Here is a 23,747-nt window from a genome sequence, read left to right as displayed (position 1 = left end):
CAGAAATCAAATGGAGCGCGCGAAATGCCGGGGAGCTGTGCTCCCCGGAAGTTTATTGTTCTTATGTGTTACCCCTGCCCCGACGGGAAGCTGAAGCTGGCGCGCCGGGCGTCGCCGGAGGCCGGCCAGCGCTGGGTCACGGTCTTGCGTTTGGTGTAGAACCTGACCGCGTCCGGGCCGTAGGCGTGCAGATCGCCAAACAGCGAGCGCTTCCAGCCGCCGAACGAGTGGTAGGCCACCGGCACCGGCAACGCCACGTTGATCCCCACCATGCCGACCTGAATGCGGCTGGAGAAGTAACGCGCCGCTTCGCCGTCGCGGGTGAACAGGCAGGTGCCGTTGCCGTATTCGTGGGCGTCGATCAAGGCCATCGCCTCTTGCAGCGACGCCGCGCGTACCACGCCAAGCACCGGGCCGAAGATCTCCTCCTGATAGATGCGCATGCCGGGCGTCACGCGGTCGAACAGCGTTGGGCCGAGGAAATACCCCTGGCTGGGGCGGCCGTCGGCGCCGATCACGCGCAGTTCGCGGCCGTCCACCAGCAGCTCGGCGCCTTCGGCCACGCCCTGATCGATATAGCCTTTCACCTTCTGATAATGCTGTTGAGTCACCAGCGGCCCCATGTCGTTGCGGTTGTCGCTGCCGGGGCCGACGCGCATGGCGGCCATCTGTTGCCTCAGCCCGGCGATCAGCGCTTCAGCGGTGCCGTCGCCCACCGCCACCACCAGCGGGATGGCCATGCAGCGCTGGCCGCAGGAGCCGAAGGCGGCGCCCATCAGCGCGCCGACCGCGCCGGGGATATCGGCGTCCGGCAGCACCACCGCGTGGTTTTTGGCGCCGCCCAGCGCCTGCACCCGTTTGTTCTGGCCGCAGCCGGTGTGATAGATGTGTTCCGCGACCGGCGTCGAACCGACGAAGCTTATCGCCTTCACGCGCCCGTCATGCAGCAGTGTCTCCACCGCTTCGCGATCGCCGTTGACCACGTTGAGCACCCCCGGCGGCAGCCCGGCCTCCGCCGCCAGCCGCGCGATATACAGCGCGGCGGAAGGGACGCGCTCGGAAGGCTTCAGCACGAAGGTATTGCCGCAGGCGACCGCCATCGGCCACATCCACAGCGGCACCATCGCCGGGAAGTTGAACGGGGTGATGCCCGCCACCACCCCGAGCGGTTGAAACTCGCTCCAGCTGTCGATGCCCGGGCCCGCCTCTTTGCTGTGTTCGCCTTTCAGCAGTTCCGGCACATAGCCGGCGTATTCGATATTCTCGATGCCGCGCTGCAATTCGCCCAAGGCGTCGCTGAGCACCTTGCCGTGCTCGGCGGTGATCAATTGGCAGACTGCGTCGGCATGCTGCTCCAGCAGATCCTTGAGCTTCATCATGATGCGCGCGCGTTTCAGCGGCGGGGTATCGCGCCAGGCGGGATAGGCCTGTTCGGCGGCGGCGATGGCGCGCTCCACCGTGGCGCGGTCGGCCAGCTGCACCTCCTGCGCCGATTGGCCGGTGGCCGGGTCGTAAACCGGCTGGCTGCGTTCGCCGCCGGTGGCGGGCTCGCCGTTGATCCAATGGGTAATGGTCATGGTTATCTCCTTATTCGGTGGCGTTGAGGGCGTCGCCGACGGCGTTGATCAACGCGTCGATCTGCGCCTCGCTGCTGATGAACGGCGGCGCCAACTGCAGGGTGTCGCCGCCGTAGCGCACGTAAAATCCGCTTTCCCAGCAGCGCATCGCCGCCTCGAAGGGGCGCCGCGCCGGTTCGCCGGGCCGCGCCGCCAACGTGATGCCGGCCGCCAGGCCGATATTGCGAATGTCGGCGACGTGTTTGGCTCCTTGCAGGCTGTGCACCGCGCGCTCGAAATAGGGCGCCAGCGCCTGCACGCGCTCCACCATCTGTTCACGCTGCAGGATGTCCAGCGTCGCCAGCGCGACCGCGCAGCTGACCGGATGGGCGGAGTAGGTGTAGCCGTGCGGGAATTCGAGCTGGTAGTCCGGCTCGCCGCCGTTCATGAAGGTGTGGTAGATCTCCGGCCGCACCACCACCGCGCCCATCGGTTGCGCGCCGTTGGTCACCTGTTTGGCGATGTTCATGATGTCCGGCGTGACGCCGAACGCCTCAGCGCCGGTCATCGCGCCGCAGCGGCCGAAGGCGGTGATCACTTCGTCGAAGATCAGCAGAATGTCATGCTGGGTACAGATCTCGCGCAGGCGCTGCAAATAGCCGACCGGCGGCACGATCACGCCGGCGGAACCGGAGAACGGTTCGACGATCACCGCGGCGATCGTCGAGGCGTCGCGCAGCGCGATGATGCGGCTGAGCTCATCCGCCAGCTCCGCTCCCTGTTGCGGCATGCCGCGCGAAAAGGCGTTGCCGGCCAGCAGGGTGTGCGGCAGATGGTCCGCCTCGGCGCCGGCGCCGAACGTCTTGCGGTTGCCGGCGATGCCGCCGACCGAGATGCCGCCGAAGTTAACGCCGTGGTAGCCCTTTTCCCGGCCGATAAAGCAGGTTTTGCCCGCCTGGCCTTTGGCGCGCCAGTAAGCGCGCGCCATTTTCAGCGAGGTGTCCGCCGCTTCCGAGCCGGAGCCGGTGAAGAATACGTAATCCAGCCCCGCCGGCGTCAGCGCCTTGATTTTGTTGGCCAGCTCGAACGAGAGCGGGTGGCCGAACTGAAACGCCGGCGAGTAATCCAGCGTCGCCAGCTGGCGCTGGGCGGCGTCGGTGATTTCCTGCCGGCCGTGCCCCAATCCGCAGCACCACAATCCGGACAGGCCGTCGAAAATCTTTCTGCCGTCGTGGCTGGTGTAATACGCCCCTGCGGCCTGAGTAATGATGCGCGGCTGCGCTTTAAAATTGCGGTTGCCGGTAAAAGGCATCCAATGGGCTTCTAACCCTGCGGCATCGAGACGATTAAGCGAATAATTTTCAGCGGCCATGTTTTCCTCCGGGCAGGAAAATAAGTGCGATTAATTAAATAAAATGAGTTGTTAACGAATTGTTGTGCGAAATTGACTATGTACCGCTTGTTCTCTACTGTGAATAATCATATGTCGAAACTTACTTAAGGTTTTATGCAAGTAAAAAAGCGCGCGTTGCTGGGACAATTGTCGGATATGGATCTGCGTTTGCTGCGGGTATTCAAGGCCGTAGTCGACTGCGGCGGCATGAGCGCCGCCGAACTGGAGCTGAATATCAGCCTGTCGACCATCAGCAAGCACATCAAGGATCTGGAGCAGCGGCTGGGCCTGACGCTGTGCCAGCGCGGGCGCGAGGGCTTTGCGGTCACCGACGAGGGGCTGATTATCTACCAGGAAACCGTCAACCTGCTGGCGGCCACCGAGGCGTTCCGACGCGGGGTGGACGAGGTGCACCAGCGCATGGGCGGGCAGCTGCACGTGGCGATATTCGACCATACGGTCAGCAATCCGCAGGCGCAGATCGGCCGGGCTATCGCGTTATTCAGCGAGCGCGCGCCGGAGGTTTCTTTGCAAATGTATGTGGAGCCGATTAATACCATTGAACGCGGCGTTATTGACGGGCAATTTCAGGTTGGGGTTATTCCCATGCACCGCAGCGCGGAAAGTTTATCTTATCATTCGTTATTCAGTGAGAGGATGTTCTTATATTGCGGCGCGCAGCATGAATTATTTTCCGCCCGCCATGAAACATTAAATTGGGATCTGCTGCACAATTATGCCTTCGCCGGATTAGGCTATCATTCGCCGAATATGGAACTGAGCCTGCAGCAACATTTGCATCGCAAGGCGACGGGGTTTGCGCAGGAGTCGATAGCGACGTTAATTCTGTCCGGCAAATACGTCGGCTTTCTGCCGGATCACTACGCGGCGTTTTTTGTGGCGCAGAACCTGATGCGGGCGATCAAACCGGCGCTGTTCCGCTATCACTGCGAATACTCCAGCGTGCTGCGCCGCTCGCCGGTGCCGCAGCGGGTGGTGAAGCTGTTCCATGAGTGCCTGCTGGCGGCTCACGGAACAGCGTGACGCTTACTGCTCTTTCTTCTTGCCGAAGATTCTGATCAGCGCGCCGACCAGGATGCCGACCGCGATGCCGGCGAAGATCCAGCCGATGATGCCCATTAACTTACTCCTGCTAGTGCGTTGATCTGATTATATAATCATTCGACGCGAAACGCCTCTTCGATCATCCGTTGCCGCTGTGCCGGCGCATAGTCGATCCAGGAATTCTTGCTGTTGGATTTCTCCAGCGCCACCGCCAATTCCTGGCCGGAAATCGGCAAATCATCCTGCCAGAACGGCGCGATGGCGTGGCGGGTGATGAAATCGGTCAGGTAGCTCTCCGGGCTGCCCTGCCAGTGCGGGTACAGGCGCGCGGCCAGCTCGGCCATCAGCGCGCGCTGCTGCGGCTGTTCGCTGCTTTCCAGCAGGGTGAGGAACGGCAGTAGCAGGCGGCCGCAGACCTGGCCGTGATGGTAGTCGCGCAGCGCGCCGATCTCGCCGGCGATGCCGTGAATGACCCCCAGCCCGGCGGCGCTCAGCGTCAGCCCCCCGAGGTACGAAGCTTGCATAATCGCTTCGCGCGCCGCGTCGCTGCGGTTGAGCGCCGGCCAGGCGGCGAGGAAGTGGCGGATGCCGCTCAGCGACATATCGCGCGTCATGGCGCCGGCGGTTTTCGACAGATAGGCCTCGAACAGGTGGGTGAAGGCGTCGATGGCACAGTAGGCCAGCACCTTGTCCGGGGCGCCCGCCAGCAGCTGCGGATCGAGAATGGCGGTGTGTGGCACGAAGTTATTATGGCGCAGCGAGGCTTTCACCTTGCTGACCTGGGTGTCGGTGATCACCGCGTTCTGCGTCACCTCGCTGCCGGTGCCGGCGGTGGTGGGGATGGCGATCAGCGGCAGGGTGGCGCCGCTGATTTTGCTGTCGCCCACCTTTTCCATATAGCGCAGCGTCGGCAGCGGGTGCTCCACCAGCGCGGAGAACGCCTTGGCGGCATCCAGCACGCTGCCGCCGCCAATGGCCACCACGCGCCGCACCTGGCCGCGCCAGCGCGCCACCCAGGCGTCTATTTCCTGCGGCGACGCCTCGTGGCTGACGATCTCGGTGCCGATGAACAGCGGCGTCAGCGACTCGCTCAGGCCGGCGTACACTGGGCCGTTGAGAAAAGAGCGGCAGCTGAACAGCAGCGTCGGCTGCGGATCGGCCAGCAGCAGCGGCGGCAGCTGTTGGATGCTGCCGTGGCCGAACCAGGTCTGGCGGTTGGCGATGATGTGGCTGACGGACATGAGGTCTCCTTGACGGCGTTGCGGGGCGCGATGCCACAGCATAAGCCAGCGGGCGCGGAGCGGCCACCGCTTTCCCCGCCGCGGCAACCTGTGAGTTGTTTAACATGTAAACGATGTCGTTCTTGCATTTCGGCGCGCCGGATGCTTTTTTTAACAGTACCGGCCGTCATGCGGCCAACCCCATCCGAAATCGGTAGATTGTTAATGTATTAATAATGGCGAGGCGGGTATGGATATTCAGGTTGAACGCTTGTCTGCGGTGATCGATGCGGTGGCCAGCCCGCGTTTTTATCCCAGCCTGCTGAACTGGCTGGAAGGGTTTTTCGCCTTCGACAACGCCATCGTCTATGCCTTCGAACGCGGCCGGCCGCCGCGCTGCCTGATCAAAACCGAGCGGGAAAACAGCGACGCGGTCAACCAGATCTACCAGCAGGGCGCCTACCTGCAGGATCCGTTTTACCGCGCGCTGAACGACGGCGGCGAAGGCGAGGTGCTGACGCTGCGCCAGTTGGCGCCCTGTGGGTTTTATCACAGCGACTATTACCGTAACTTTTATCGCAAGACCGGCTGGCACGACGAGGCCGGCGTGCTGCTGCAATTGACGCCGGAGCGCGGGCTGGGGGTATTTTTCGGCTCGGCGCGCCGCACGGTGGCGGTGCGTTACCCGCAGCGGGCGGATCTGCGCAGCGCGCTGACGCTGGTAAAAAGCGTGGCGCGGCTGCACGGCGAAGTGGTGGCGGCACCGGCCGAGGCCGACACGGAGAACCACGACGGCGCGCAGGCGCGCTATCTGTTGACGCCGCGCGAGCGCGAGATCGTCGATCTGATCCTCGCCGGCTGCGGTTCGCAGCAGATCGCCGACCGGCTGTTCATCAGCCTCGGCACGGTAAAAAATCACCGCAAGAACATCTACGGCAAGCTGAACATCGGCTCGCAGGCCGAACTGTTCAGCCTGCTGCTGACCGCCCCGCAGCGGCGCAGCGCGTGAATGTTAATTTTTTGTAGCGAATGTCCCTAAGGGGACATAGCGGCACGGCTGCTGCCTCCCGATAATCCGATGTCATGGCATAGGCAATCGGGAGTGCGACAGTGAACAACGAAATCGAGTCCTTAACCTACTACGCGGCGACCAAAAAATACGATCTGCGCTTCCCGACGCTGGAAGAGGATCTGGACGTCGACGTGGTGATCATCGGCGGCGGCTTCTCCGGTATCAACACCGCGCTGGAGCTGGCGGAGAAGGGCATCACCAACATCGCCATCCTCGAAGGCCGCTATCTGGGCTACGGCGGCACCGGGCGCAACGGCGGCCAGGTGATGGCCGGCATCGGCCACGATCTGGAGAAGATCAAACGCCACGTCGGCCCGGCCGGGCTGGAAACCATCTTCAAGATCAGCAACCTCGGCGCCGGCATTATCCGCGAGCGCATCAAGAAATATGACATCGACGCCGACTTCTGCTTCGGCTACGGCTATCTCGGCAGCAACGCGCGTCAGGAGAAGACCCTGCGCGGCTGGCTGAAGGAGTTCAGGGCGGTGGCGCCGGAAGAGGAGATCGAGCTTTACACCGGGGCGGAGGTGAAGCAGGTGGTGGGCTCCGACGCCTACACCTGCGCGCTGAAACACATGGGCGGCGGCCACGTGCATTCGCTCAACCTGTTGCTGGGCGAGGCCAAGGCGCTGAGCGGCTACGGGGTGAAAATCTTCGAGAACAGCAGCGTGCTCAACGTGGAGTACGGGCCGCGCATCACGGTGCGCACCGCCATGGGCTCGGTGCGCGCCAACAAGATGCTGTGGGCCTGCAACGGCTTTCTCAACGGCATGGAACCGCAGATCTACCGCAAGACCATCAACACCTACGCCTTCCAGCTGGCCACCGAGCCGCTGTCTGACGATCTGATCCGTCAGATCAGCCCGATCCGCGGCGCCTACAGCGACATCCGCCCGGTGATCGACTATTACCGGGTGACCAATGAGAACCGGCTGCTGTTCGGCAGCGCCACCCGCCTGATCGAATATTTCCCGTCGGATCTCAAGGCCTGGAACCGCAACCTGATGCTGAAGGTGTTCCCGTACCTGAAAGACGTGAAGATCGATCTGGCCTGGGGCGGCCCGCTGTGCTGCAGCGCCAACCTGTTCCCGCAGATCGGCACGCTGCCGGATCGCGACAACGTGTTTTATGTGCAGGGCTACTCCGGCTTCGGCGTGACGCCGAGCCACATCGTGTGCAAGGTGCTGGCGGAGGGCATGAGCGAAGGATCCGATCGCTACGATCTGATGAGCTCGATCCCGCACGTCAACATTTTCGGCAAGGACAAGCTGCGGCGGGTGATGACCACCGCCGGTAAGGTTTGGCACCAGACATCCGGCTACTGGAAAGGCCGCCGTTAACCCTCAGAGGAGAATGACATGAAACCGTTACTGCTTAAACAACCGCTGCCGGAACTGCTGGAGATCGGCAGCGTCAGCAACCTGGGCGCCACGGTGATCGCCGGCACGCCAAACGTCGGCGTGGCCAGCATCTTCGGCGAACCGACCGACAACCTGAACTGCGGCGTGTTCAGCTGCACCCGCGGCAGCTTCGTGATGGAGTATCCGTTCGCAGAGCACGCCACGGTGTGGGAAGGCAGCGCCACCCTGACCAACGAACGCACCGGCGAGTCGGTGCACTATCAGGCCGGCGATTCCTGGTTCGTCGAGAAAGGCACTCCGGTGCGTTGGGACATCACCTCGGATCGCTTCGTCAAACACTACCTCGCCATCGTCGAGGGCTGACGCCGTCATGCCCCCCTCAGCAGGCTGAATGCCGAGGGGGAGCACCTTAACCTAACGCCCGAGCAATAAAGTCGGTTACCCGTTTGAGGATCTGATCCTTATTGGTTTCGTTAAAGCTCTCGTGCCGCCCGCCCGTGTTGATCATCCGTTCGAAATCGTCGCCCTGCAGACGATCGAGCGCGGTTTGCGTTTCGCTCATCAGCACCAGCCGATCGTCGTCGCCGTGGATCCACAGCGTAGGCAGCGCGCCGAACCCCGGCCCGGCGTTGATGGCGGCGAGGATCCGTTGCATGGCGCGCAGAGTGGGGCGTTTGAACGGCCCGTGCCACACCAGCGGATCTTCCTGATAGGCCGCGCCAACCGCCGGATCGCGCGCCAGGGTGGCGGTATCCAGCGGCGCGTCGGGGATCGTCGGCAACTCGGCCAGATCGGAAATCGCCGTTCTGTCGCCGAGCAGCGGGCCGGACAGCACCAATGCGCGCACCTCCTCGCCATAACGCTGCACGTAGCGGGTGGCGATCATGCCGCCCATCGAATGGCCGATCACCACCAGCGGCAGCGTCGGATACTGTTGGCGAAGATGCTCGACCACGCGCTGAACGTCGTCGATGATGGCGTCATAATCCTCGATCAGCACGCGCTCGCCCTGCGACAGGCCGTGGCCCAGATGATCGGGGCCGAATACCCGCGCCCCATGTGCCTGTAGCGTGCGCGCCACGTATTGATAGCGGCCGAGATGCTCGCCGTAGCCGTGTACCAGCAGCGCCAGATAGCGCGGCTTGTCGTTTCCCCAGTCGTGCACGGCGATGTCGCCGTGACGGCCTTTGATAAAGCTGACGGTTTGTTCGGACATGTTATTGTTCTCATGGTGGTAGGGTTGCCCTTCAGCGTAGCGGCTGGCGGCGAGCTTGTCAGGGGCGCCGGATGCGGCGCCCGCAGGAGGGGATTACAGGCCGAACTGGCGCGCCAGTTCGTCGAGCGCTTCGCGCTGGAAGCGGTTGAACGCGTCGCGCGGCTGCTGTTGCTGGATGAACGCCAGCAGCGGATCCTGCACTTCCGTGCGCACGCCGCTCAGCTGTTCCATCACCGCCAGCCCGCAGAACGGCACATAGGATTCGGCGTAGCCGCCTTCATGCACCATCACCAGTTTGCCGCCGCACAGCCGGTCGGCGGCGTCTTGCACCAGCGCGGTCATGGCGCGGAAGCTGTCGCTGTGCAGCTGCATGCGCGCCAGCGGATCGAGCGCGTTGGCATCGTAGCCGCAGGCGACGATGATCAGCTCCGGCTCGAATTTTTCCAGCGCCGGGATAATGATGCGCCGCATGGCGTGCAGGTAGCCGTCGTCGCCGGCGCCGGCCAGCATCGGCACGTTGACATTGCAGCCTGCCCCGGCGCCTTCACCGCGATCCTGTTCGCCGGAATAGCCCGCCGGGAAGCAGCCGTCCTGATGCAGCGACAGCGTCAGCACGTCGCCGCGCTGCCAATAGATATGCTGGGTGCCGTTGCCGTGGTGCACGTCCCAGTCGAGCACCGCCACCTTGCCCAGACCGTAGCGGGCCTTGGCGCGCTCGATGGCGATGGGAATATTGGCCAGGAAGCAGAAGCCCATCGATTGATCCGGCAGGCAGTGGTGGCCCGGCGGGCGTGACAGCGCATAGGCGTTATCCAGCTCGCCCTGCAGCACCGCCTCCACCGCCGCGCAGGCCAGCCCGGCGGAGAGTTTGGCGATTTCATAGCTGCCCGGCCCCAGCGGCGCTTCCTCCCCCAGCAGGCCGCCGCCGCTGTCGCTCACCTGTTTGAAGCGCTGCAGGTAGTGGGCGGGATGGATGCGCAGCAGGTCTTCTTCCGTCGCCGGTTCGGCGCTCAGCAGGGTGAGTTGGCGCGACAGACCGGACACGTCCATCAGATTCTTCATGCGCCGCTTGGTTTCCGGCGATTCGGCGTGGCCGGCGCCGGAAGGCGGTTGCACCCAGCCACCGACCGGCAGGGTGGTGGCGTGCAGGCCGGTGCTGTGCCAGAAACAGCGTTCATCAAACAAGAAACCGGTTGTTCTTTTCACCTTTCTCCTCCTGTTATACGGCGCGGTGCGCGCGGTGAAGCCAGCGAAATCAACAGCAGCGACAGCAGCGCGCAGCCCAGCGCGCCGAACAGCAAAGCGTTGAAACCGCCGGAATATTCGATTAAAGAGCCGGCCAGCGTCGGGCCGATGGCCATGCCGCCGCCGATCACCAGGTTGATGCCGTTCATCAGCTTGCCGTCGTTATCCAGCCCGGCGACCCGCGCCAGAATGAATGGCAGCACGAAGGTCCAGGTGAATTTGAACAGCAGGGCCGCCAGGGCGAAGCGCAGCAGCAGGGGTTGGCCTGTCAGCAGCGCCACGCTGGCCAGCAGCAGGGCGTACCCCAGTACGATCAGGCGCCCGCCGCTGAAGCGCGCGCCGATCAGCGCCGCGGCGCCGGCGCCGACGATGCCGAGCAAGGTGGCGACGGCCAGCACCTGGCCGCTGTGGGCCGGCGACAGCCCGGCGCCGGCGGCGATGCCGCCGATAAAGGTCCAGACCGCGCTCAGGCTGATGTAAAAGGTCAGCACCGCCAGCACGGCGCACAGCTTGCGCGCCGGCGAGGCGGCGGGGCCGCTGCGGGCGGCGCGGGCGGCGGTAAAACCGTTGGGGAACGCCGGGATGAGCGGCAGGCAGCACAGCATGATGGCCGCCAAAATCAGGTAGACCGCCATCAGACCGAAGTGCGCGAACAGCGGCGGCAGCACCAGCAGCCCGACCGCGCCCAGCACCAGCTGGCCGAGCACCCAGAAGGCATACACCCGGCTGGGATTGGCGGTGCCGGCGGCGCAGGTGATGCACAGGATCATCAGGGTGCCGCCCGCCAGCGAGGCGATAAAGCGCAGCGGCAGCAGCAGGGTGAAATCCTGCACCAGCGCCGAAGCCAGGTTGCCGGCGATAAACACCAGCGCCGACAGCATAGCGACCCGCCGCCAGTTGATGCGCCCGATCCACCACCACGCCGGCAGCGTGGCCAGGCTCATGGCGCCGAGTTCGGTGGAGAACAGGTGGCCGATCTGCGCCGGGCCGAGTTGCCACTGAGTCGCGAGCTGGGCGGCCACGGCGGGGGCGGTCATCAGAATGCCCGGCGCAATGGCGGCGAAGACGATAATGGCGGTCAGCAGCCGCGGCGGGCAGGGGAGCGCCGCGCCGACGGCGGGCGCGGAAACCGAATCACTGGACATAAACCTTTTCCCCAAGCGTTGAGTGACGATGAAATATCCCGCCCGGCCCGATTGCGGGCAGGGGGAAGCCGCGCCATAAATGGCGAATATGTTCTGGCGTTATTTTCCGGCCGCCGGCAGCGGCGGCCGTTATCGGGCGTTAACCGTGAGCGAGAAAACCGCCGGCGACCAGTTCGGTGCGGTTCACCACGTCGGTTTTGGCGAAAATATTGCGCATATGGGTTTTCACCGTAGACAGCGATATGCCCAGCTTCAGGGCGATGCGCTTATTGCTGGCGCCTTCGCGCACCATGTTGACGATCTCTTGCTCTTTGGCGGTCAGCAGCTGCGCCTCGCTGTCGGGCAGCAGATCGCGCGTCGCCAGCTCGATCAGCGGCAGTACCGCGCGCAGGCGGCCGCGCTCCACTTCGGTAAACGGCGTATCGCGGATCAGCGACACCCCGGCAACGATGCGCTTACGCTGGCGAATAAAAATCTCCGTCATGTCGCGCATGTCGTTCGGCAGCATAAAGTCGTGGTAATAGCGGCGGTTGCCGGCGATCGCCGCCGGGCTCATGCCGACCATGGTGATGTCCTGGCGATGGAAATTGGCCGGCTGCAGCGGATCTATCTGCTGGAAGTGGTTCAGATACTGCTGATGCGTTTTATCGGGCATGCCGTGCAGGATGTAGTGATCCGGCCGCAGGTCGCGATCGACCAGATAAAACACCCCGGCAGACACCGGGATCAGGTGCGTAATGGTCGCCAAACAGCTGTTGATAAAGGCATCGGATGCGGTGCTGTGCATGATTCGTGTTCCTCCCTTTATCGTTCAATCTGGAGAAGGTTGGCGGTCAATATATGAACGATACAAGCATAGTTGTAGCAATTTGGCAACACAATAAAAACATATTAACAACGTGAGGCCGATTGCAATAAAACACATAAATAACAAGATGACACTGCGTTAATCAGGGCTTTTTCGTTCGGATTTATCGCGATTTTCATTAATAGGTTAATGAAATAATTCACCGCTTTTCCCGCTGAATTTACAGCGCTTTTCAATGCTTGCTCGGGTGAAGCTTTCGCCGCCCCGCGCGTGCTACAGCCGCCGCTGTCGTCGCCGTCCCTCGTTCTTAAGAACGATAGCCAGGCTTTTCCGCCGCTTTCTACACTGCGAATTGAAGATAGCGCCAGGCGGCGCCAAACGTATAAGACGAAAAAATGATGACCTTTCTCGGGCTGAGGCGTCGGGTTGTTCAGTCCGCATGACCATACAGGGGACGGACGATGCAGAAAAAAACGTTGGCGGTGGCGTTGAGCGGCGCCTTATCGGGCCTGGCTCAGGGGGCGGACGCCGATCGCCCCAATGTGCTGATCATTCTGGTGGACGACATGGGCTACTCCGACATCAGCCCGTTCGGTGGCGAGATACCGACGCCCAACCTTCAGGCGCTGGCCGAACGGGGCGTGCGCATGAGCCAGTACTACACCTCGCCGATGTCGGCGCCGGCGCGTTCGATGTTGATGACCGGCAACACCAATCAGCAGGCCGGCATGGGCGGCATGTGGTGGTATGAGAGCACCGCCGCGCAGCCGGGGTATGAAATGCGCCTGACCGACCGCGTGACCACGTTGCCGGAGCGTTTTCGCGACGCGGGTTACGCCACCATGATGGCGGGCAAATGGCACCTGGGCTATGTTGATGGCGCCAAACCGACCGATCGCGGCTTTGAGCGCGCCTTCGCCTTTATGGGCGGCGGCACCAGCCATTTCGACGACGCGAAACCGCTGGGCACCGTGGAGGCGTTCCACACGTTTTACACCCTGAACGGCAAACGTGTGTCGTTGCCCAAAGATTTCTATTCCAGCAAGGCCTATGCCGACCAGCTGGAACAGTGGATCCGTGATACTCCGCAGAATAAACCCGTCTTCGCCTATCTGGCGTTTACCGCGCCGCACGATCCGCTGCAGGCGCCGGATGACTGGATCGCCAAATTCGACGGCAAATACGACGCCGGCTATCAGCAGGCCTATCAGCAGCGCATTCAGCGCCTGAAGGCGCTGGGGTTGATTTCCGATCGCACGCCGATGCCGACGCTGGCGCTGGATAAGGCCTGGAACGCGCTGACGCCGGAACAGAAAAAATATGAAGCCAAGACCATGCAGGTGTACGCGGCGATGATCGCTTACATGGACGTTCAGGTCGGCGCGGTGCTGAATACCCTGAAGCAGACCGGCCGCGACCAAAATACGGTGATCGTGTTCGCCACCGACAACGGCGCCAACCCGGCCAGCGGCTTCTACTACGGCTCGAAGCCGGAGTATTGGCGGCAGTTCGACAACAGCTACGCCAACCTCGGCCGCAAGGGATCGTTCATCTCCTACGGGCCGCACTGGGCCAACGTCAGCAACGCGCCGTACGCCAACTACCACAAAACCACCAGCGCGCAGGGCGGTATCAATACCGATTTCATCATCTCCGCGCCGGGGTTGAAGGGCCGCGGCGGTATCGACCGCACGCCGATGGCGGTGTATGACATCGCGCCGACGCTGTATGACTATGCCGGCATCGACGCCAGCAAACCGCTGAAGGCCAAACCGACGCTGCCGATGGTCGGCGTCAGCTTCAAGCGCTATTTCAGCGGCGAGGCCGACGGCGTGCCGCGCGCGACCTACGGCGTGGAGCTGCATAACCAGGCCGCCTACGTGGATGGAGTCTGGAAGCTGCGGCGGTTGGTGAAGGCCGGGCCGATGGCGCAGATGGCGCCGTGGGGGCTGTTCAACCTGCATGACGATCCGCTGGAGACGCGCGATCTGGCCGCCGCCGACCCGGAGCGGGTCAAACGGCTGAGCGAGGCGTATCGCCGCTTTGCGCAGCAGGGCATGGTTATTGAAGCCAAAGGTGCAGCGATCGACTATCTCGGCGTCGACGCCAACACCGGCGACTACATTGGCCTGGATCCGCAAACCCACAAACCGTTGCCGCAGGCGGCGCCATGAACCTGGCCCAGCTGCGCACGCAGCAGATCCCGGTAGAGAGCGAGCCGCGCGCGGCGGCGCCTTTTCACCTGCTGGTGAAACCGATCGGTGCCGGCTGCAACCTGGGCTGCCGCTACTGCTACTACCCGCAGCGCCAGCAAACGCGGACGCGCAAGATGGACGACGACCTGCTGGCGGAGTTTATCCGCGGCTACATCGCCGCTCAGCCGCGCTACAGCCGCGAGATCAATTTCGTCTGGCAGGGTGGAGAGCCGCTGTTGGCGGGGATCGGTTTTTACAAGCGGGCGCTGGCGTTGCAGCGCCGCTTTGCGCCGCCGGGCGTGCGGATCAGCAACAGCCTGCAGACCAACGGTACCCTGCTGAACGATGCCTGGTGCCGGCTGTTCCGGCAGCATCAATTCATCATCGGCGTCAGCCTGGACGGCGATCGCGAGGTGCAGGACGCTCATCGGCCGGACAAGCGCGGCGGCGCCAGCTATGACGCCGCGCTGCGCGGCATTGCGCTGCTGCAGCGCCATCAGATCGACTTCAACCTGCTGATGGTGGTGCACGACGGCGTCGCGGACCGCGCCGAGGCGATCTACGATCATGCGGTGGCGATCGGCGCGCGCTATCTGCAGTTTCAGCCGCTGATGCTGGAAGGGGATGCGCCCACCGCCGGCTATGGGCTGAGCGCCGCCAACTGGGGGCGCTTCATGCTGGCGGTATACCGCCGCTGGCGCAGCCGCGGGCACGTCGGCCAGGTGTTTGTGATGAACATCGAGCAGGTCTACGCGCAGTATTTTACTCACGTCAGCCCCAGCTGCGTGCACGCTGAACGCTGCGGCGGCAATTTGGTGATGGAGCCGGACGGTCGCCTCTACGCCTGCGATCATCTTATCAACGCGCAGCACCTGCTCGGCCATGCCGATCGCCACACGCCGCTCGCCACCCTGGCGGCAAAGGCGGCGGGGATGCCGTTCGGCAAGAACAAAAGCCTGCGTCGCGAGTGCCAACGCTGCAGCGTGAAAAGCGTCTGTCAGGGCGGCTGCCCGGCGCATGTGGGCGAAGATCGCTACAACCGGTTGTGCGCCGGCTATTACGCCTTCTTTTCCGCGCTGCTGGCGCCGCTGCGCGCCTACCCGCGCAGCCCGCAGGGGGCGATGCAGTGGCGCGCCGCCGTGAGCGCGGCCGCAGGTTGAAAGCGTCTCGTCCTTAAGGACGATAGTCAGCATTTTCCTTTCCTCTCTATAGTGAGATGACCGCCGCTGGCGGTGAAAAACCTGCAAGCACCTGCATGCATCAGGCCAAAACTATAAGAGGAAATAACCATGAACCTGTCGTCGCGGTTGCACGCCCACCTGGCTCGAGGCAAGGTCGGCTTTCCCACCACCCTGGCCAGTTCGGTCGGGGTGATCATGGCCAGCCCGGTGATCCTGACGGTCACCAGCGGCTTCGGCATCGGCGGCGACACCTTCGCGCTGGCGATGCTGATCGCCTTCATCATGATGCAGGCGCAGCTCACCACTTTCTCCGAAGCGGCGGCGCTGCTGCCGACTTCCGGTTCGGTTTACGACTACATCTCCTGCGGCATGGGGCGCTTTTTCGCCATCACCGGCGCGCTGTCGGCCTACCTGATCGTGCACATCTTCGCCGGCACCGCCGAGACCATTCTCTCCGGCATCATGGCGCTGGTGAACTTCGAGCACCTCAACACCCTGATGGAAAGCCACAACGCCTCCTGGATGGTCGGCGTCGGGCTGGTCGTCGTGTTCGGCCTGCTCAATGCGTTTGGCATCGAGGCCTTCGGCAAGGCGGAGATCGTGCTGACCTTCGCCATGTGGAGCACGCTGGTGATTTTCGGCATCGTCGGGCTGCTGTCGCCGCATGCGGTGCCGCTCGAGGGCTGGTTCGGCAGCACGCTCGATCTGAACGATCCCTTCGCGGTGTTCAGCCTGATCGGCATGGCGATGTTCATGTTCGTCGGCTGTGAGCTGGTGACGCCGATGGCGCCGGAGATCAAACGCTGCGATCGGGTGATCCCGCGGGCGATGGCGCTCGGGCTGTGCGGCGTGGCGGTGTGCATGGCGCTGTACGGCGCGGCGCTCAGCCACCAGGTGGAAAACGTGGTGATCGACGCCGCCAGCGGCACGCGTCTGCTGGAAACGCCGATGGCCATCCCGGCGTTCGCCGGCCAGGTGATGGGCCAGTTCGGCAAATACTGGCTGGGCGTCGGCCTGCTGCTGGCGGGCGCGGCGACCATCAACACGCTGATGGCGGCGGTGCCGCGCATTCTGTACGGCATGGCGCTGGATGGCGCGCTGCCGCGCATGTTCGCCTATCTGCACCCGCGCTTTAAGACGCCGGTGGTCGGCATTCTGGTGGCGGTCCTGATCCCCTGCGTACATGCCTTCGCCATTCAGGGCAACCTCGACAGGATCATTCCGCTGGTGCTGGCGGCGGTGTGCGCCTGGGGCGTGGCCTACCTGCTGGTGACCTGCTCGGTGGTGATCCTGCGCCTGCGCCGCCCCGATCTGCCGCGCGCCTATAAATCGCCGTGGTTCCCGCTGCCGCAGATCGTCTCCAGCGTCGGCATCGTGCTGGCCATCGTCTACATCACGCCGCCGGGGATGAACCCGCGCGACGTCTACATTCCCTTCGGCTGGATGATCGGCCTGACCGCCGCCTATGCGCTGTTCTGGACGCTGTGCGTGCAGAAAGTGAATCCGTTCAAGCCGGTGCCGGTCGAGCAGGTGCTGGAGAACGCGTTCGCCAAGGGCGAAAACGAGGAGGCGCAGTTTGATCGGCTTACTTCCCTCACTTAATCGCGCCTGGCGGCGAGCGCCGTCGGGCTATCGGCCGGGCGCCGCGCTGGATCGTCTGGCGCGTAACCTGGAACCCTACGCGTGCGAACGCCTGGCGCCGGGCCTGCTGCGGCTGACGCTGCCGCAGGGGCCGCAGATCGAGGTCAGCGAACAGGTGCAGGGGCTGTTTATGGCGCATATTGTCAGCCACCGTTTTCGGCTGCAGGGAGTATGCGCAGCGCAGCCCCCGCTGACGCTGGATGTGGTGACCGGCGGCTGGCTGCGGCGGCGCGGGGTGCGTTATCTGTTGCGCCAGCGCCATGCGGCCGCGCAGCGGGTGCTGGAAGGCCTGCAGCGCTACCCGCAGATCGGCGAGACGCTGGCGCAGCTGGATTTTCGCCGCGTGCGGCTGACGGTGAACGACGGGCGCTGGCAGGTGGATATCGAGCATTTCGCCGCGTCGGAGGTGGTCAGCCGTTTGCCGGCCGGCCGCCGCTATCTGCGGCTGGACGCCGAACAGCGGCGGCTGCTGTTGAGCAGCCTGCTGATGATCGGCCAACTGATGGAGAAGCTGAATCATGAATAGAGTGGTTGTGATTACCGGCGGCGGCACCGGCGTCGGCGCCGCCTGCGCCCGTCTGCTGGCGGCGCAGGGCGATCGGGTGTTCATCATCGGCCGCCGCCCGGAACCGCTGGCGGCGCTGGCGCATGAGATCGGCGCGCAGGCGCTGGTGGGTGACGCCGCCAGCGGCGAGAGCTGGGCCCACACGTTGCTGCCGGCCATTCTGCGCGACGCCGGGCGCATCGACTGCCTGATTGGCAGCGCCGGCGGCATGGGCTTCAAGCGTATTACCGAGATGACCGACGCGCAGTGGCAAGGGGCGATGGACAGCAACCTCAACAGCGCTTTCGCCAGCGCGCGCGCCTGCCTGCCGGAGCTGATCAAGAGCGGCGGCAATCTGCTGTTCGTCGCGTCGATCGCCTCGCTGGCCGCCGGGCCGGAGGTCTGCGGTTATGTCACCGCCAAGCACGCGCTGATCGGGCTGATGCGCTCCATCGCCCGCGACTATGGCCCGCTGGGCGTGCGCGCCAACGCGGTGTGCCCCGGCTGGGTGACCACGCCGATGGCGGACGAAGAGATGCAGCTGCTGATGGACGCCCATCAGATCTCGCTGGAGCAGGCCTACCAGATGGTCTGCCGTGACGTGCCGCTGCGCCGGCCGGCCAGCGCCGAGGAGATCGCCCGCGTCTGCCGTTTCCTCTGTTCCAGCGAGGCTTCAATCATTACCGGCGCGGCGCTGGTGGCCGACGGCGGCTCCACCATCGTCGATGTGCCGACATTGGCTTTCACTTCCCTGTAAGGAGCATTTCCATGAGTTCAGAAGCGGTATTCATTCAGGTTGGCGCGCTGGCGGAAGGCTTTGCGCCGCACAGCAATACGCTGGAACGCCAGCACGGCCTGGCGGGCACCACGCTGACGCTGCGTTTCAGCGACGGCGCGACGCAGCGCTGTCGGTTTACCGACGAGCAGACGCTGGAGTGGGGGGAGCGGCGCGGCGTCGCCTATCGCGCCACCAGCATTCGCCCCGGCGTGCTGTTCATCGATTTTCTCGATCCCGCCCGCGCCAACGCCAGCATTACGCTGGTATGCGACCGCAATCAGGGCAACCTTACCGCGGTATACGGCCAGCTGCCGGACGAAGCGCAGGCGCGGCTCGACGCCTTCAGCCGGGTGGAACAGGGGCTGCCGCTGACCGCGGTCGAGGCCGAATTCCGCTTCGGCACGCTGGATGACGCCGACGTGGCGCCGCCGGGTTTTACCGATGAGCTGATCGGCATGCGCAACATGTACACCTACAGCCCGACCGAACGTTACGAGCACATCTACCTGAACGACAACTTCTATGCCTGGCAGTGTCTGGACGGGGTGGAGAAAGGGCTGGCGGACGTCGACCGCTGCCACTACGTGAAGGTGGCGGAGCAGCTTTATCTGTTTGTCTGGCGCGAGAAGATCATTCCGACGCTGGGCGTGGTGATGATCGATCTGCAGGGCATGCGCACCGACGGCAAGATCCTCGGTTATCAGGGCAGCGATTTCAGCGCGCTGAGCAACTTTGCGGTGGGCGCCCACGCGCAGGTGCTCAACACCACGCGCCACCCGCGAGGATAGGCCGATGAACGCAACCTATGCGGCCGACGCCTTCGCGGGGCAGGCGGTGCTGGTGACCGGCGGCGCGCAGGGCATTGGGCTGGCGATCGTCAGCGCCTTTGCCCGGCTGGGCGCCGAGGTGACGATTGCGGACGTGCAGCTGCCGCAGGCGCAGGCGGCGGCGCAAACGCTGCGGGGCGAAGGGTGGAAAGTGCAGGCGCTGGCCTGCGATCTGGCCGAACCGGGGCAGGCCGCCGAGTTGGTGGCGATGGTGGGTGAGCGGCATCAACGGCTGGACGTGGTGATCCACAACGCCGCTTACTTTCCGCTGACGCCGTTCGCCGCCATCGACGCGGCCCTGTTGCAACGCACGCTGAGCGTCAATCTGATGGCGCCGTTCTTTCTGGCGCAGGCGGCGCTGCCGTGGATGCGCCGCTCCGGCGGCGGCAGCCTGCTGGTGACCTCGTCGGTGACCGGCCCGCGGGTGGCCTACCCGGGGCTGGCGCACTACGCCGCTTCCAAGGCCGGGGTGAACGGGTTTATTCGCGCGGCGGCGCTGGAGCTGGCGGCGGAGAACATTCGCGTCAACGGCGTGGAGCCGGGGATGATCCGCACGCCGGCGATGGCCAACCTGGGCGACGCGCAGGTGAATCAGGCGATCGCCGCCGCGGTGCCGCTCGGGCGGCTGGGTGAACCGGAAGACATCGCCGCGGCGATGGTGTTTCTCGCCTCGCCGGCAGCGGCCTATATCACCGGCCAGACGCTGGTGGTGGACGGCGGCGCGCTGTTGCCGGAAACGAATGCTCCGCTTGCTTGACGCAGCCACGCACCCCAGTCGCTTACTTGAGTAAGCGACTGGGGATTTACGCCTTGGCCGCCTGGCTGCAACGCCAATTAATGTGAGAATTCCGGTGGGTTAAATCACTGCTTGGCGGGATGCGCGGTGACGTTGGCGGGCAGGCTGTCGCCCAGGGTGATCAGCTCGTCCAGCAGCGTCATCAGCTGGTCCATTTTCTGCCGCGAGAAAGCGGCTTCAATCTCGGCGTAGCCCTGTTCCACCTGGTGGCGCGCCACTTCATACAGATCCTGACCCTGCTGGGTCAGCGACACGTACAGCTTGCGCTGATCGTTGACCGGCTTGAGGCGGAAGATCAGTTTGTCGCGCTCCATGCGCGACAGAATGCCGGTCAGGCTGGGGCGCAGGATACAGGTTTCCGCCGCCAGTTCGTGGAATTCGATCGAGCGGCTGTTGGCCAGCACGCGGATGATGCGCCACTGCTGCTCGGTGAGATTGTGGCTTTTCAGGATCGGGCGGAAGAACCCCATGGCGGTTTCACGCGCCTGCAGCAGGGCGATGGTTAACGATTCATGCATAAGTTTGGCCTTAGCTATCAAGGTGTTCGCTGTTACGGCGCTCGTCATGGGGGCGCCCGCCCCGCAAAGCCCGATTTGTTAATAACTTAATAGTAGCCAAAGTTACCCGCAGGGATAAAGCAAAAATGCGTAGCGCAGCGAAAAATGGCGATAAAAATGATTAATGCGTTGAATAATCACGCCAATGTTTGTTGTTTGTGAATATTTTGTTATCACGATCACAAATCATTCCAAGCGCGTTGCGTAAAAGCTGCACAGCGTATAAAAGTAATCATTAATATATTAATGAATGCCGGTTGTCATGTTTTGCCATTGGAGGAGTTCGCATGAAAGGCACCGTATTTTCCGTTGCGCTGAACCACCGCAGCCAACTGGACGCCTGGGATCAGGCGTTTCACCAGCCGCCGTACCAGACCCCGCCCAAAACCCCGGTGTGGTTTATCAAACCGCGCAATACCCACCTCGCCAACGGCGGGGCGATCCCGTTTCCGGCCGGTGAAACCGTGCAGAGCGGCGGCACGCTGGCGGTGATCATCGGCGACACCGCGCGCAAGGTGCCGGCAGCGCAGGTGAGCCGTTATCTGGCCGGTTACGCGTTGGCCAACGACGTCAGCCTGCCGGAGAGCAGCTTCTATCGCCCGGCGATCAAGGCCAAATGCCGCGACGGCTTCTGCCCGCTGGGTGAGATGGGCCAACTGGAGAATGCCGATCGGCTGGAGATCGTCACCGAGATCAACGGCGTGGAGCAGGATCGCTGGTCCACCGCCGATCTGGTGCGCTCGGTGCCGGAGCTGATCGCCGCCATCAGCGATTTCATCACCCTGCAGCCGGGCGATGCGGTGCTGATCGGCACCCCGCACCAGCGGGTGGCGATCAAACCGGGGGATGAGGTGACGGTGCGCGCCGCCGGCCTGCCCACTCTGAGCAACCGCGTCACCCAGGCAGGAGCCGCATCATGAAACATGCCCGTATTCGCCATCATGGCCAGATCGTCAACGTTCAGGTGGACGACCAGCTGCGCGTCACGTTGCCGAACGGCGAGGTGCTGCAGGAGCGCGAAGTGGAATGGCTGCCGCCGGCGCAGGGCACGGTGTTCGCCCTGGGGCTGAACTATGCCGACCACGCCAGCGAGCTGGAATTCAAGGCACCGGAAGAGCCGCTGGTGTTCCTCAAGGCGCCGAACACTCTGACCGGCCATCGTCAGGTATCGGTGCGTCCGGCCGACGTGGAGTACATGCATTACGAAGCCGAGCTGGTGGCGGTGATCGGCAAGACCGCACGCAACGTCAGCCGCGAGCACGCCATGGAGTATGTGGCGGGTTACACCCTGTGCAACGACTACGCCATCCGCGACTACCTGGAAAACTACTACCGGCCGAATCTGCGGGTGAAGAGCCGCGATACCCTGACGCCGATCGGGCCGTACATCGTCGATCGCGACGACGTCGCCGATCCGCACCGGCTGGCGCTCAGCACCTACGTCAACGGCGAGCTGCGCCAGCGCGGCAGTACCGCCGACATGATTTTCGACATTCCGTTCCTGATCGCCTACCTGAGCGAATTCATGACGCTGCAGCCGGGCGACATGATCGCCACCGGCACGCCGAAAGGGCTGGCCGACGTGCGGCCGGGCGACGAAGTGGTGGTGGAGATCGAAGGCATCGGCCGTTTGGTTAACCACATTATCAGTGAAAAAGATCACGAGGAGAGCCTGCGATGAAAACCATCAACCACTGGATCAACGGCAAGAACGTCGCCAGCAAAGAGTATTTCACCACCACCAACCCGGCGAACGGCGAGGTGCTGGCGGAAGTGGCCTCCGGCGGCCAGCTGGAGATCGACCAGGCGGTGGCGGCCGCGAAAGAGGCTTTCCCCAAGTGGGCTAACACGCCGATGAAAGAGCGTGCGCGCCTGATGCGCCGTTTGGGTGAACTGATCGACCAGAACGTGCCGCAGATCGCCGAAATGGAAACCGCCGACACCGGCCTGCCGATCCATCAGACCAAAAACGTGCTGATCCCGCGCGCCTCGCACAACTTCGAATTCTTCGCCGAGGTATGCCAGCAGATGAACGGCAAGACCTACCCGGTGGACGACAAGATGCTCAACTACACGCTGGTGCAGCCGGTGGGGGTCTGCGCGCTGGTGTCGCCGTGGAACGTGCCGTTCATGACCGCCACCTGGAAAACCGCGCCTTGCCTGGCGCTGGGCAACACGGCGGTGCTGAAAATGTCCGAACTGTCGCCGCTGAGCGCCGATCGCCTGGGCGAGCTGGCGCTGGAGGCCGGCATTCCGGCCGGGGTGCTGAACGTGGTGCAGGGTTACGGCGCCACCGCCGGCGACGCGCTGGTGCGCCATAAAGACGTGCGCGCGGTTTCGTTCACCGGCGGCACCGCCACCGGCCGCCGCATCATCGAAAGCGCCGGGCTGAAGAAATTCTCCATGGAGCTCGGCGGCAAGTCGCCGGTGTTGATCTTTGAAGACGCCGACATCGAGCGGGCGCTCGACGCCGCGCTGTTCACCATCTTCTCGATCAACGGCGAACGCTGCACCGCCGGTTCGCGCATCTTCATTCAGGAGAGCATCTACCCGGAATTCGTCAAACGTTTCGCCGAGCGCGCCAACCGTCTGCGCGTCGGCGATCCGCAAGATCCCAACACCCAGGTGGGCGCGTTGATAAGCCCGCAGCACTGGGAAAAAGTCTCCGGCTATATCCGCCTCGGGGTGGAGGAAGGGGCGACCCTGTTGGCCGGTGGCCCGGATAAACCGGCCGGCTTGAGCCACGGCAACTTCCTGCGCCCGACGGTGCTGGCGGATGTCGACAACCGGATGCGCGTGGCGCAGGAGGAGATCTTCGGGCCGGTGGCCTGCCTGCTGCCGTTCAAATCAGAAGAAGACGGCCTGCGCATGGCCAACGACGTGGAGTACGGCCTGGCGTCGTACATCTGGACGCAGGATGTGAGCAAGGTTCTGCGCCTGGCCCGCGGCATCGAAGCGGGCATGGTTTTCGTCAACACCCAAAACGTGCGCGATCTGCGCCAACCGTTCGGCGGCGTGAAAGCCTCCGGCACCGGCCGCGAAGGCGGCGAATACAGCTTCGAAGTGTTCGCCGAGATGAAGAACGTGTGCATTTCCATGGGTGATCACCCGATCCCACGCTGGGGCGTTTAATCAGGCCTCGGCATC

At 63.8% G+C, this 23,747-nt stretch carries 22 protein-coding genes; 14 read left to right on the top strand and 8 right to left on the bottom strand.

Features of this window, described 5'->3' with window-relative positions:
* Window positions 1-68: 68 nt before the first annotated feature.
* Both L085_RS01305 and L085_RS01300 read right to left on the bottom strand, forming a co-directional pair.
* The gene (locus L085_RS01305) at window positions 69-1,577 is read right to left on the bottom strand and encodes a CoA-acylating methylmalonate-semialdehyde dehydrogenase (RefSeq protein WP_044029762.1); all 1,509 of its coding nucleotides are present in this window, start codon (window positions 1,575-1,577) and stop codon (window positions 69-71) included.
* A gap of 10 nt (window positions 1,578-1,587) precedes the next feature.
* Window positions 1,588-2,928: an aspartate aminotransferase family protein gene (locus L085_RS01300; protein ID WP_044029761.1), complete on the bottom strand. Its 1,341-nt coding sequence runs from the start codon at window positions 2,926-2,928 to the stop codon at window positions 1,588-1,590.
* A gap of 135 nt (window positions 2,929-3,063) precedes the next feature.
* Between L085_RS01300 and L085_RS01295 the strand changes: the two genes are divergently transcribed.
* Window positions 3,064-3,993, top strand: a complete 930-nt coding sequence (locus tag L085_RS01295; protein ID WP_033651382.1) for a LysR family transcriptional regulator — start codon at window positions 3,064-3,066, stop codon at window positions 3,991-3,993.
* Between the two features lie 134 nt (window positions 3,994-4,127).
* Here the strand turns inward: L085_RS01295 and L085_RS01290 are convergent, their stop codons facing one another.
* Window positions 4,128-5,255, bottom strand: coding sequence for an iron-containing alcohol dehydrogenase (locus L085_RS01290; protein ID WP_004933220.1), 1,128 nt, complete (start codon window positions 5,253-5,255; stop codon window positions 4,128-4,130).
* A 229-nt stretch (window positions 5,256-5,484) separates the two neighbouring features.
* On the opposite strand from L085_RS01290, the gene L085_RS01285 reads away from it, so the two are divergent.
* The 3 genes from L085_RS01285 (at window position 5,485) to L085_RS01275 (ending at window position 8,030) form a co-directional block, all read left to right on the top strand.
* On the top strand, window positions 5,485-6,243 hold the full coding sequence (locus L085_RS01285; protein WP_015376515.1) for a helix-turn-helix transcriptional regulator: 759 nt from the start codon (window positions 5,485-5,487) through the stop codon (window positions 6,241-6,243).
* 101 nt (window positions 6,244-6,344) lie between these two features.
* Window positions 6,345-7,646: an FAD-binding oxidoreductase gene (locus L085_RS01280; protein ID WP_015376516.1), complete on the top strand. Its 1,302-nt coding sequence runs from the start codon at window positions 6,345-6,347 to the stop codon at window positions 7,644-7,646.
* Window positions 7,647-7,664: 18 nt separating this feature from the next.
* Window positions 7,665-8,030, top strand: a complete 366-nt coding sequence (locus tag L085_RS01275; RefSeq protein WP_004933207.1) for a cupin domain-containing protein — start codon at window positions 7,665-7,667, stop codon at window positions 8,028-8,030.
* Window positions 8,031-8,076: 46 nt separating this feature from the next.
* Here L085_RS01275 and L085_RS01270 read toward each other — a convergent pair whose 3' ends face one another.
* The 4 genes from L085_RS01270 to L085_RS01255 all read right to left on the bottom strand — a co-directional run bounded on the left by L085_RS01270 (window position 8,077) and on the right by L085_RS01255 (window position 12,060).
* A complete protein-coding gene (locus tag L085_RS01270; RefSeq protein ID WP_044029759.1) occupies window positions 8,077-8,883 on the bottom strand; it encodes an alpha/beta hydrolase in 807 nt (268 codons plus the stop codon).
* 93 nt (window positions 8,884-8,976) lie between these two features.
* Complete coding sequence (locus tag L085_RS01265) at window positions 8,977-10,089, bottom strand: class II histone deacetylase (protein WP_033636961.1); 1,113 nt, start codon at window positions 10,087-10,089, stop codon at window positions 8,977-8,979.
* Complete coding sequence (locus L085_RS01260; protein ID WP_044029756.1) at window positions 10,086-11,273, bottom strand: MFS transporter; 1,188 nt, start codon at window positions 11,271-11,273, stop codon at window positions 10,086-10,088. Before L085_RS01260 ends, L085_RS01265 begins: the two co-directional genes overlap by 4 nt.
* Window positions 11,274-11,412: 139 nt before the next feature.
* The gene (locus L085_RS01255) at window positions 11,413-12,060 is read right to left on the bottom strand and encodes a LuxR family transcriptional regulator (protein WP_004933198.1); all 648 of its coding nucleotides are present in this window, start codon (window positions 12,058-12,060) and stop codon (window positions 11,413-11,415) included.
* A 482-nt stretch (window positions 12,061-12,542) separates the two neighbouring features.
* Here L085_RS01255 and L085_RS01250 point away from each other — a divergent pair, with 482 nt between their 5' ends.
* The 7 genes from L085_RS01250 to L085_RS01220 all read left to right on the top strand — a co-directional run bounded on the left by L085_RS01250 (window position 12,543) and on the right by L085_RS01220 (window position 20,004).
* On the top strand, window positions 12,543-14,255 hold the full coding sequence (locus tag L085_RS01250; protein ID WP_044029755.1) for an arylsulfatase: 1,713 nt from the start codon (window positions 12,543-12,545) through the stop codon (window positions 14,253-14,255).
* Complete coding sequence (locus tag L085_RS01245; protein WP_044029753.1) at window positions 14,252-15,436, top strand: anaerobic sulfatase maturase; 1,185 nt, start codon at window positions 14,252-14,254, stop codon at window positions 15,434-15,436. Before L085_RS01250 ends, L085_RS01245 begins: the two co-directional genes overlap by 4 nt.
* Window positions 15,437-15,565: 129 nt before the next feature.
* Window positions 15,566-17,059: an APC family permease gene (locus L085_RS01240; RefSeq protein ID WP_015376523.1), complete on the top strand. Its 1,494-nt coding sequence runs from the start codon at window positions 15,566-15,568 to the stop codon at window positions 17,057-17,059.
* The gene (locus L085_RS01235; protein WP_044029752.1) at window positions 17,034-17,624 is read left to right on the top strand and encodes a DUF3156 family protein; all 591 of its coding nucleotides are present in this window, start codon (window positions 17,034-17,036) and stop codon (window positions 17,622-17,624) included. Before L085_RS01240 ends, L085_RS01235 begins: the two co-directional genes overlap by 26 nt.
* The gene (locus L085_RS01230) at window positions 17,617-18,399 is read left to right on the top strand and encodes an SDR family oxidoreductase (RefSeq protein ID WP_015376525.1); all 783 of its coding nucleotides are present in this window, start codon (window positions 17,617-17,619) and stop codon (window positions 18,397-18,399) included. Before L085_RS01235 ends, L085_RS01230 begins: the two co-directional genes overlap by 8 nt.
* A gap of 11 nt (window positions 18,400-18,410) precedes the next feature.
* Window positions 18,411-19,208 (top strand): molybdenum cofactor biosynthesis F family protein, encoded by a 798-nt coding sequence (locus tag L085_RS01225; protein WP_044029751.1) that lies wholly within the window; start codon window positions 18,411-18,413, stop codon window positions 19,206-19,208.
* 4 nt (window positions 19,209-19,212) lie between these two features.
* The gene (locus L085_RS01220; protein ID WP_044029750.1) at window positions 19,213-20,004 is read left to right on the top strand and encodes an SDR family oxidoreductase; all 792 of its coding nucleotides are present in this window, start codon (window positions 19,213-19,215) and stop codon (window positions 20,002-20,004) included.
* 104 nt (window positions 20,005-20,108) lie between these two features.
* Here L085_RS01220 and hpaR read toward each other — a convergent pair whose 3' ends face one another.
* Complete coding sequence (gene hpaR / locus L085_RS01215) at window positions 20,109-20,561, bottom strand: homoprotocatechuate degradation operon regulator HpaR (RefSeq protein ID WP_004933183.1); 453 nt, start codon at window positions 20,559-20,561, stop codon at window positions 20,109-20,111.
* A gap of 326 nt (window positions 20,562-20,887) precedes the next feature.
* Between hpaR and L085_RS01210 the strand changes: the two genes are divergently transcribed.
* Genes L085_RS01210 through hpaE form a run of 3 tightly spaced genes read left to right on the top strand, consistent with a single transcriptional unit; the run spans window position 20,888 to window position 23,732 of the window.
* Complete coding sequence (locus L085_RS01210; protein ID WP_044029749.1) at window positions 20,888-21,520, top strand: fumarylacetoacetate hydrolase family protein; 633 nt, start codon at window positions 20,888-20,890, stop codon at window positions 21,518-21,520.
* Window positions 21,517-22,281, top strand: a complete 765-nt coding sequence (locus L085_RS01205) for a fumarylacetoacetate hydrolase family protein (protein ID WP_044029748.1) — start codon at window positions 21,517-21,519, stop codon at window positions 22,279-22,281. Before L085_RS01210 ends, L085_RS01205 begins: the two co-directional genes overlap by 4 nt.
* The gene (gene hpaE / locus L085_RS01200) at window positions 22,278-23,732 is read left to right on the top strand and encodes a 5-carboxymethyl-2-hydroxymuconate semialdehyde dehydrogenase (protein WP_015376536.1); all 1,455 of its coding nucleotides are present in this window, start codon (window positions 22,278-22,280) and stop codon (window positions 23,730-23,732) included. The genes L085_RS01205 and hpaE overlap by 4 nt, the downstream gene beginning before the upstream one ends.
* Window positions 23,733-23,747 lie beyond the last annotated feature (15 nt).

The sequence above is a fragment of the Serratia sp. FS14 genome (assembly GCF_000695995.1).
Classification (GTDB): domain Bacteria; phylum Pseudomonadota; class Gammaproteobacteria; order Enterobacterales; family Enterobacteriaceae; genus Serratia; species Serratia nematodiphila.
Note: the sequence above shows the minus strand (reverse complement) of the source record. Positions and strands in the feature narration are given on the sequence as shown.

Coding starts and splice junctions, on each gene's coding strand:
- L085_RS01295 (WP_033651382.1), top strand. CDS start 3,064: ATGCAAGTAAAAAAGCGCGCGTTGCTGGGACAATTGTCGGATATGGAT.
- L085_RS01290 (WP_004933220.1), bottom strand. CDS start 5,255: ATGTCCGTCAGCCACATCATCGCCAACCGCCAGACCTGGTTCGGCCAC.
- L085_RS01230 (WP_015376525.1), top strand. CDS start 17,617: ATGAATAGAGTGGTTGTGATTACCGGCGGCGGCACCGGCGTCGGCGCC.
- L085_RS01250 (WP_044029755.1), top strand. CDS start 12,543: ATGCAGAAAAAAACGTTGGCGGTGGCGTTGAGCGGCGCCTTATCGGGC.
- L085_RS01285 (WP_015376515.1), top strand. CDS start 5,485: ATGGATATTCAGGTTGAACGCTTGTCTGCGGTGATCGATGCGGTGGCC.
- L085_RS01270 (WP_044029759.1), bottom strand. CDS start 8,883: ATGTCCGAACAAACCGTCAGCTTTATCAAAGGCCGTCACGGCGACATC.
- L085_RS01205 (WP_044029748.1), top strand. CDS start 21,517: ATGAAACATGCCCGTATTCGCCATCATGGCCAGATCGTCAACGTTCAG.
- L085_RS01275 (WP_004933207.1), top strand. CDS start 7,665: ATGAAACCGTTACTGCTTAAACAACCGCTGCCGGAACTGCTGGAGATC.
- L085_RS01240 (WP_015376523.1), top strand. CDS start 15,566: ATGAACCTGTCGTCGCGGTTGCACGCCCACCTGGCTCGAGGCAAGGTC.
- hpaR (WP_004933183.1), bottom strand. CDS start 20,561: ATGCATGAATCGTTAACCATCGCCCTGCTGCAGGCGCGTGAAACCGCC.
- L085_RS01255 (WP_004933198.1), bottom strand. CDS start 12,060: ATGCACAGCACCGCATCCGATGCCTTTATCAACAGCTGTTTGGCGACC.
- L085_RS01260 (WP_044029756.1), bottom strand. CDS start 11,273: ATGTCCAGTGATTCGGTTTCCGCGCCCGCCGTCGGCGCGGCGCTCCCC.
- L085_RS01220 (WP_044029750.1), top strand. CDS start 19,213: ATGAACGCAACCTATGCGGCCGACGCCTTCGCGGGGCAGGCGGTGCTG.
- hpaE (WP_015376536.1), top strand. CDS start 22,278: ATGAAAACCATCAACCACTGGATCAACGGCAAGAACGTCGCCAGCAAA.
- L085_RS01305 (WP_044029762.1), bottom strand. CDS start 1,577: ATGACCATTACCCATTGGATCAACGGCGAGCCCGCCACCGGCGGCGAA.
- L085_RS01210 (WP_044029749.1), top strand. CDS start 20,888: ATGAAAGGCACCGTATTTTCCGTTGCGCTGAACCACCGCAGCCAACTG.
- L085_RS01225 (WP_044029751.1), top strand. CDS start 18,411: ATGAGTTCAGAAGCGGTATTCATTCAGGTTGGCGCGCTGGCGGAAGGC.
- L085_RS01300 (WP_044029761.1), bottom strand. CDS start 2,928: ATGGCCGCTGAAAATTATTCGCTTAATCGTCTCGATGCCGCAGGGTTA.
- L085_RS01245 (WP_044029753.1), top strand. CDS start 14,252: ATGAACCTGGCCCAGCTGCGCACGCAGCAGATCCCGGTAGAGAGCGAG.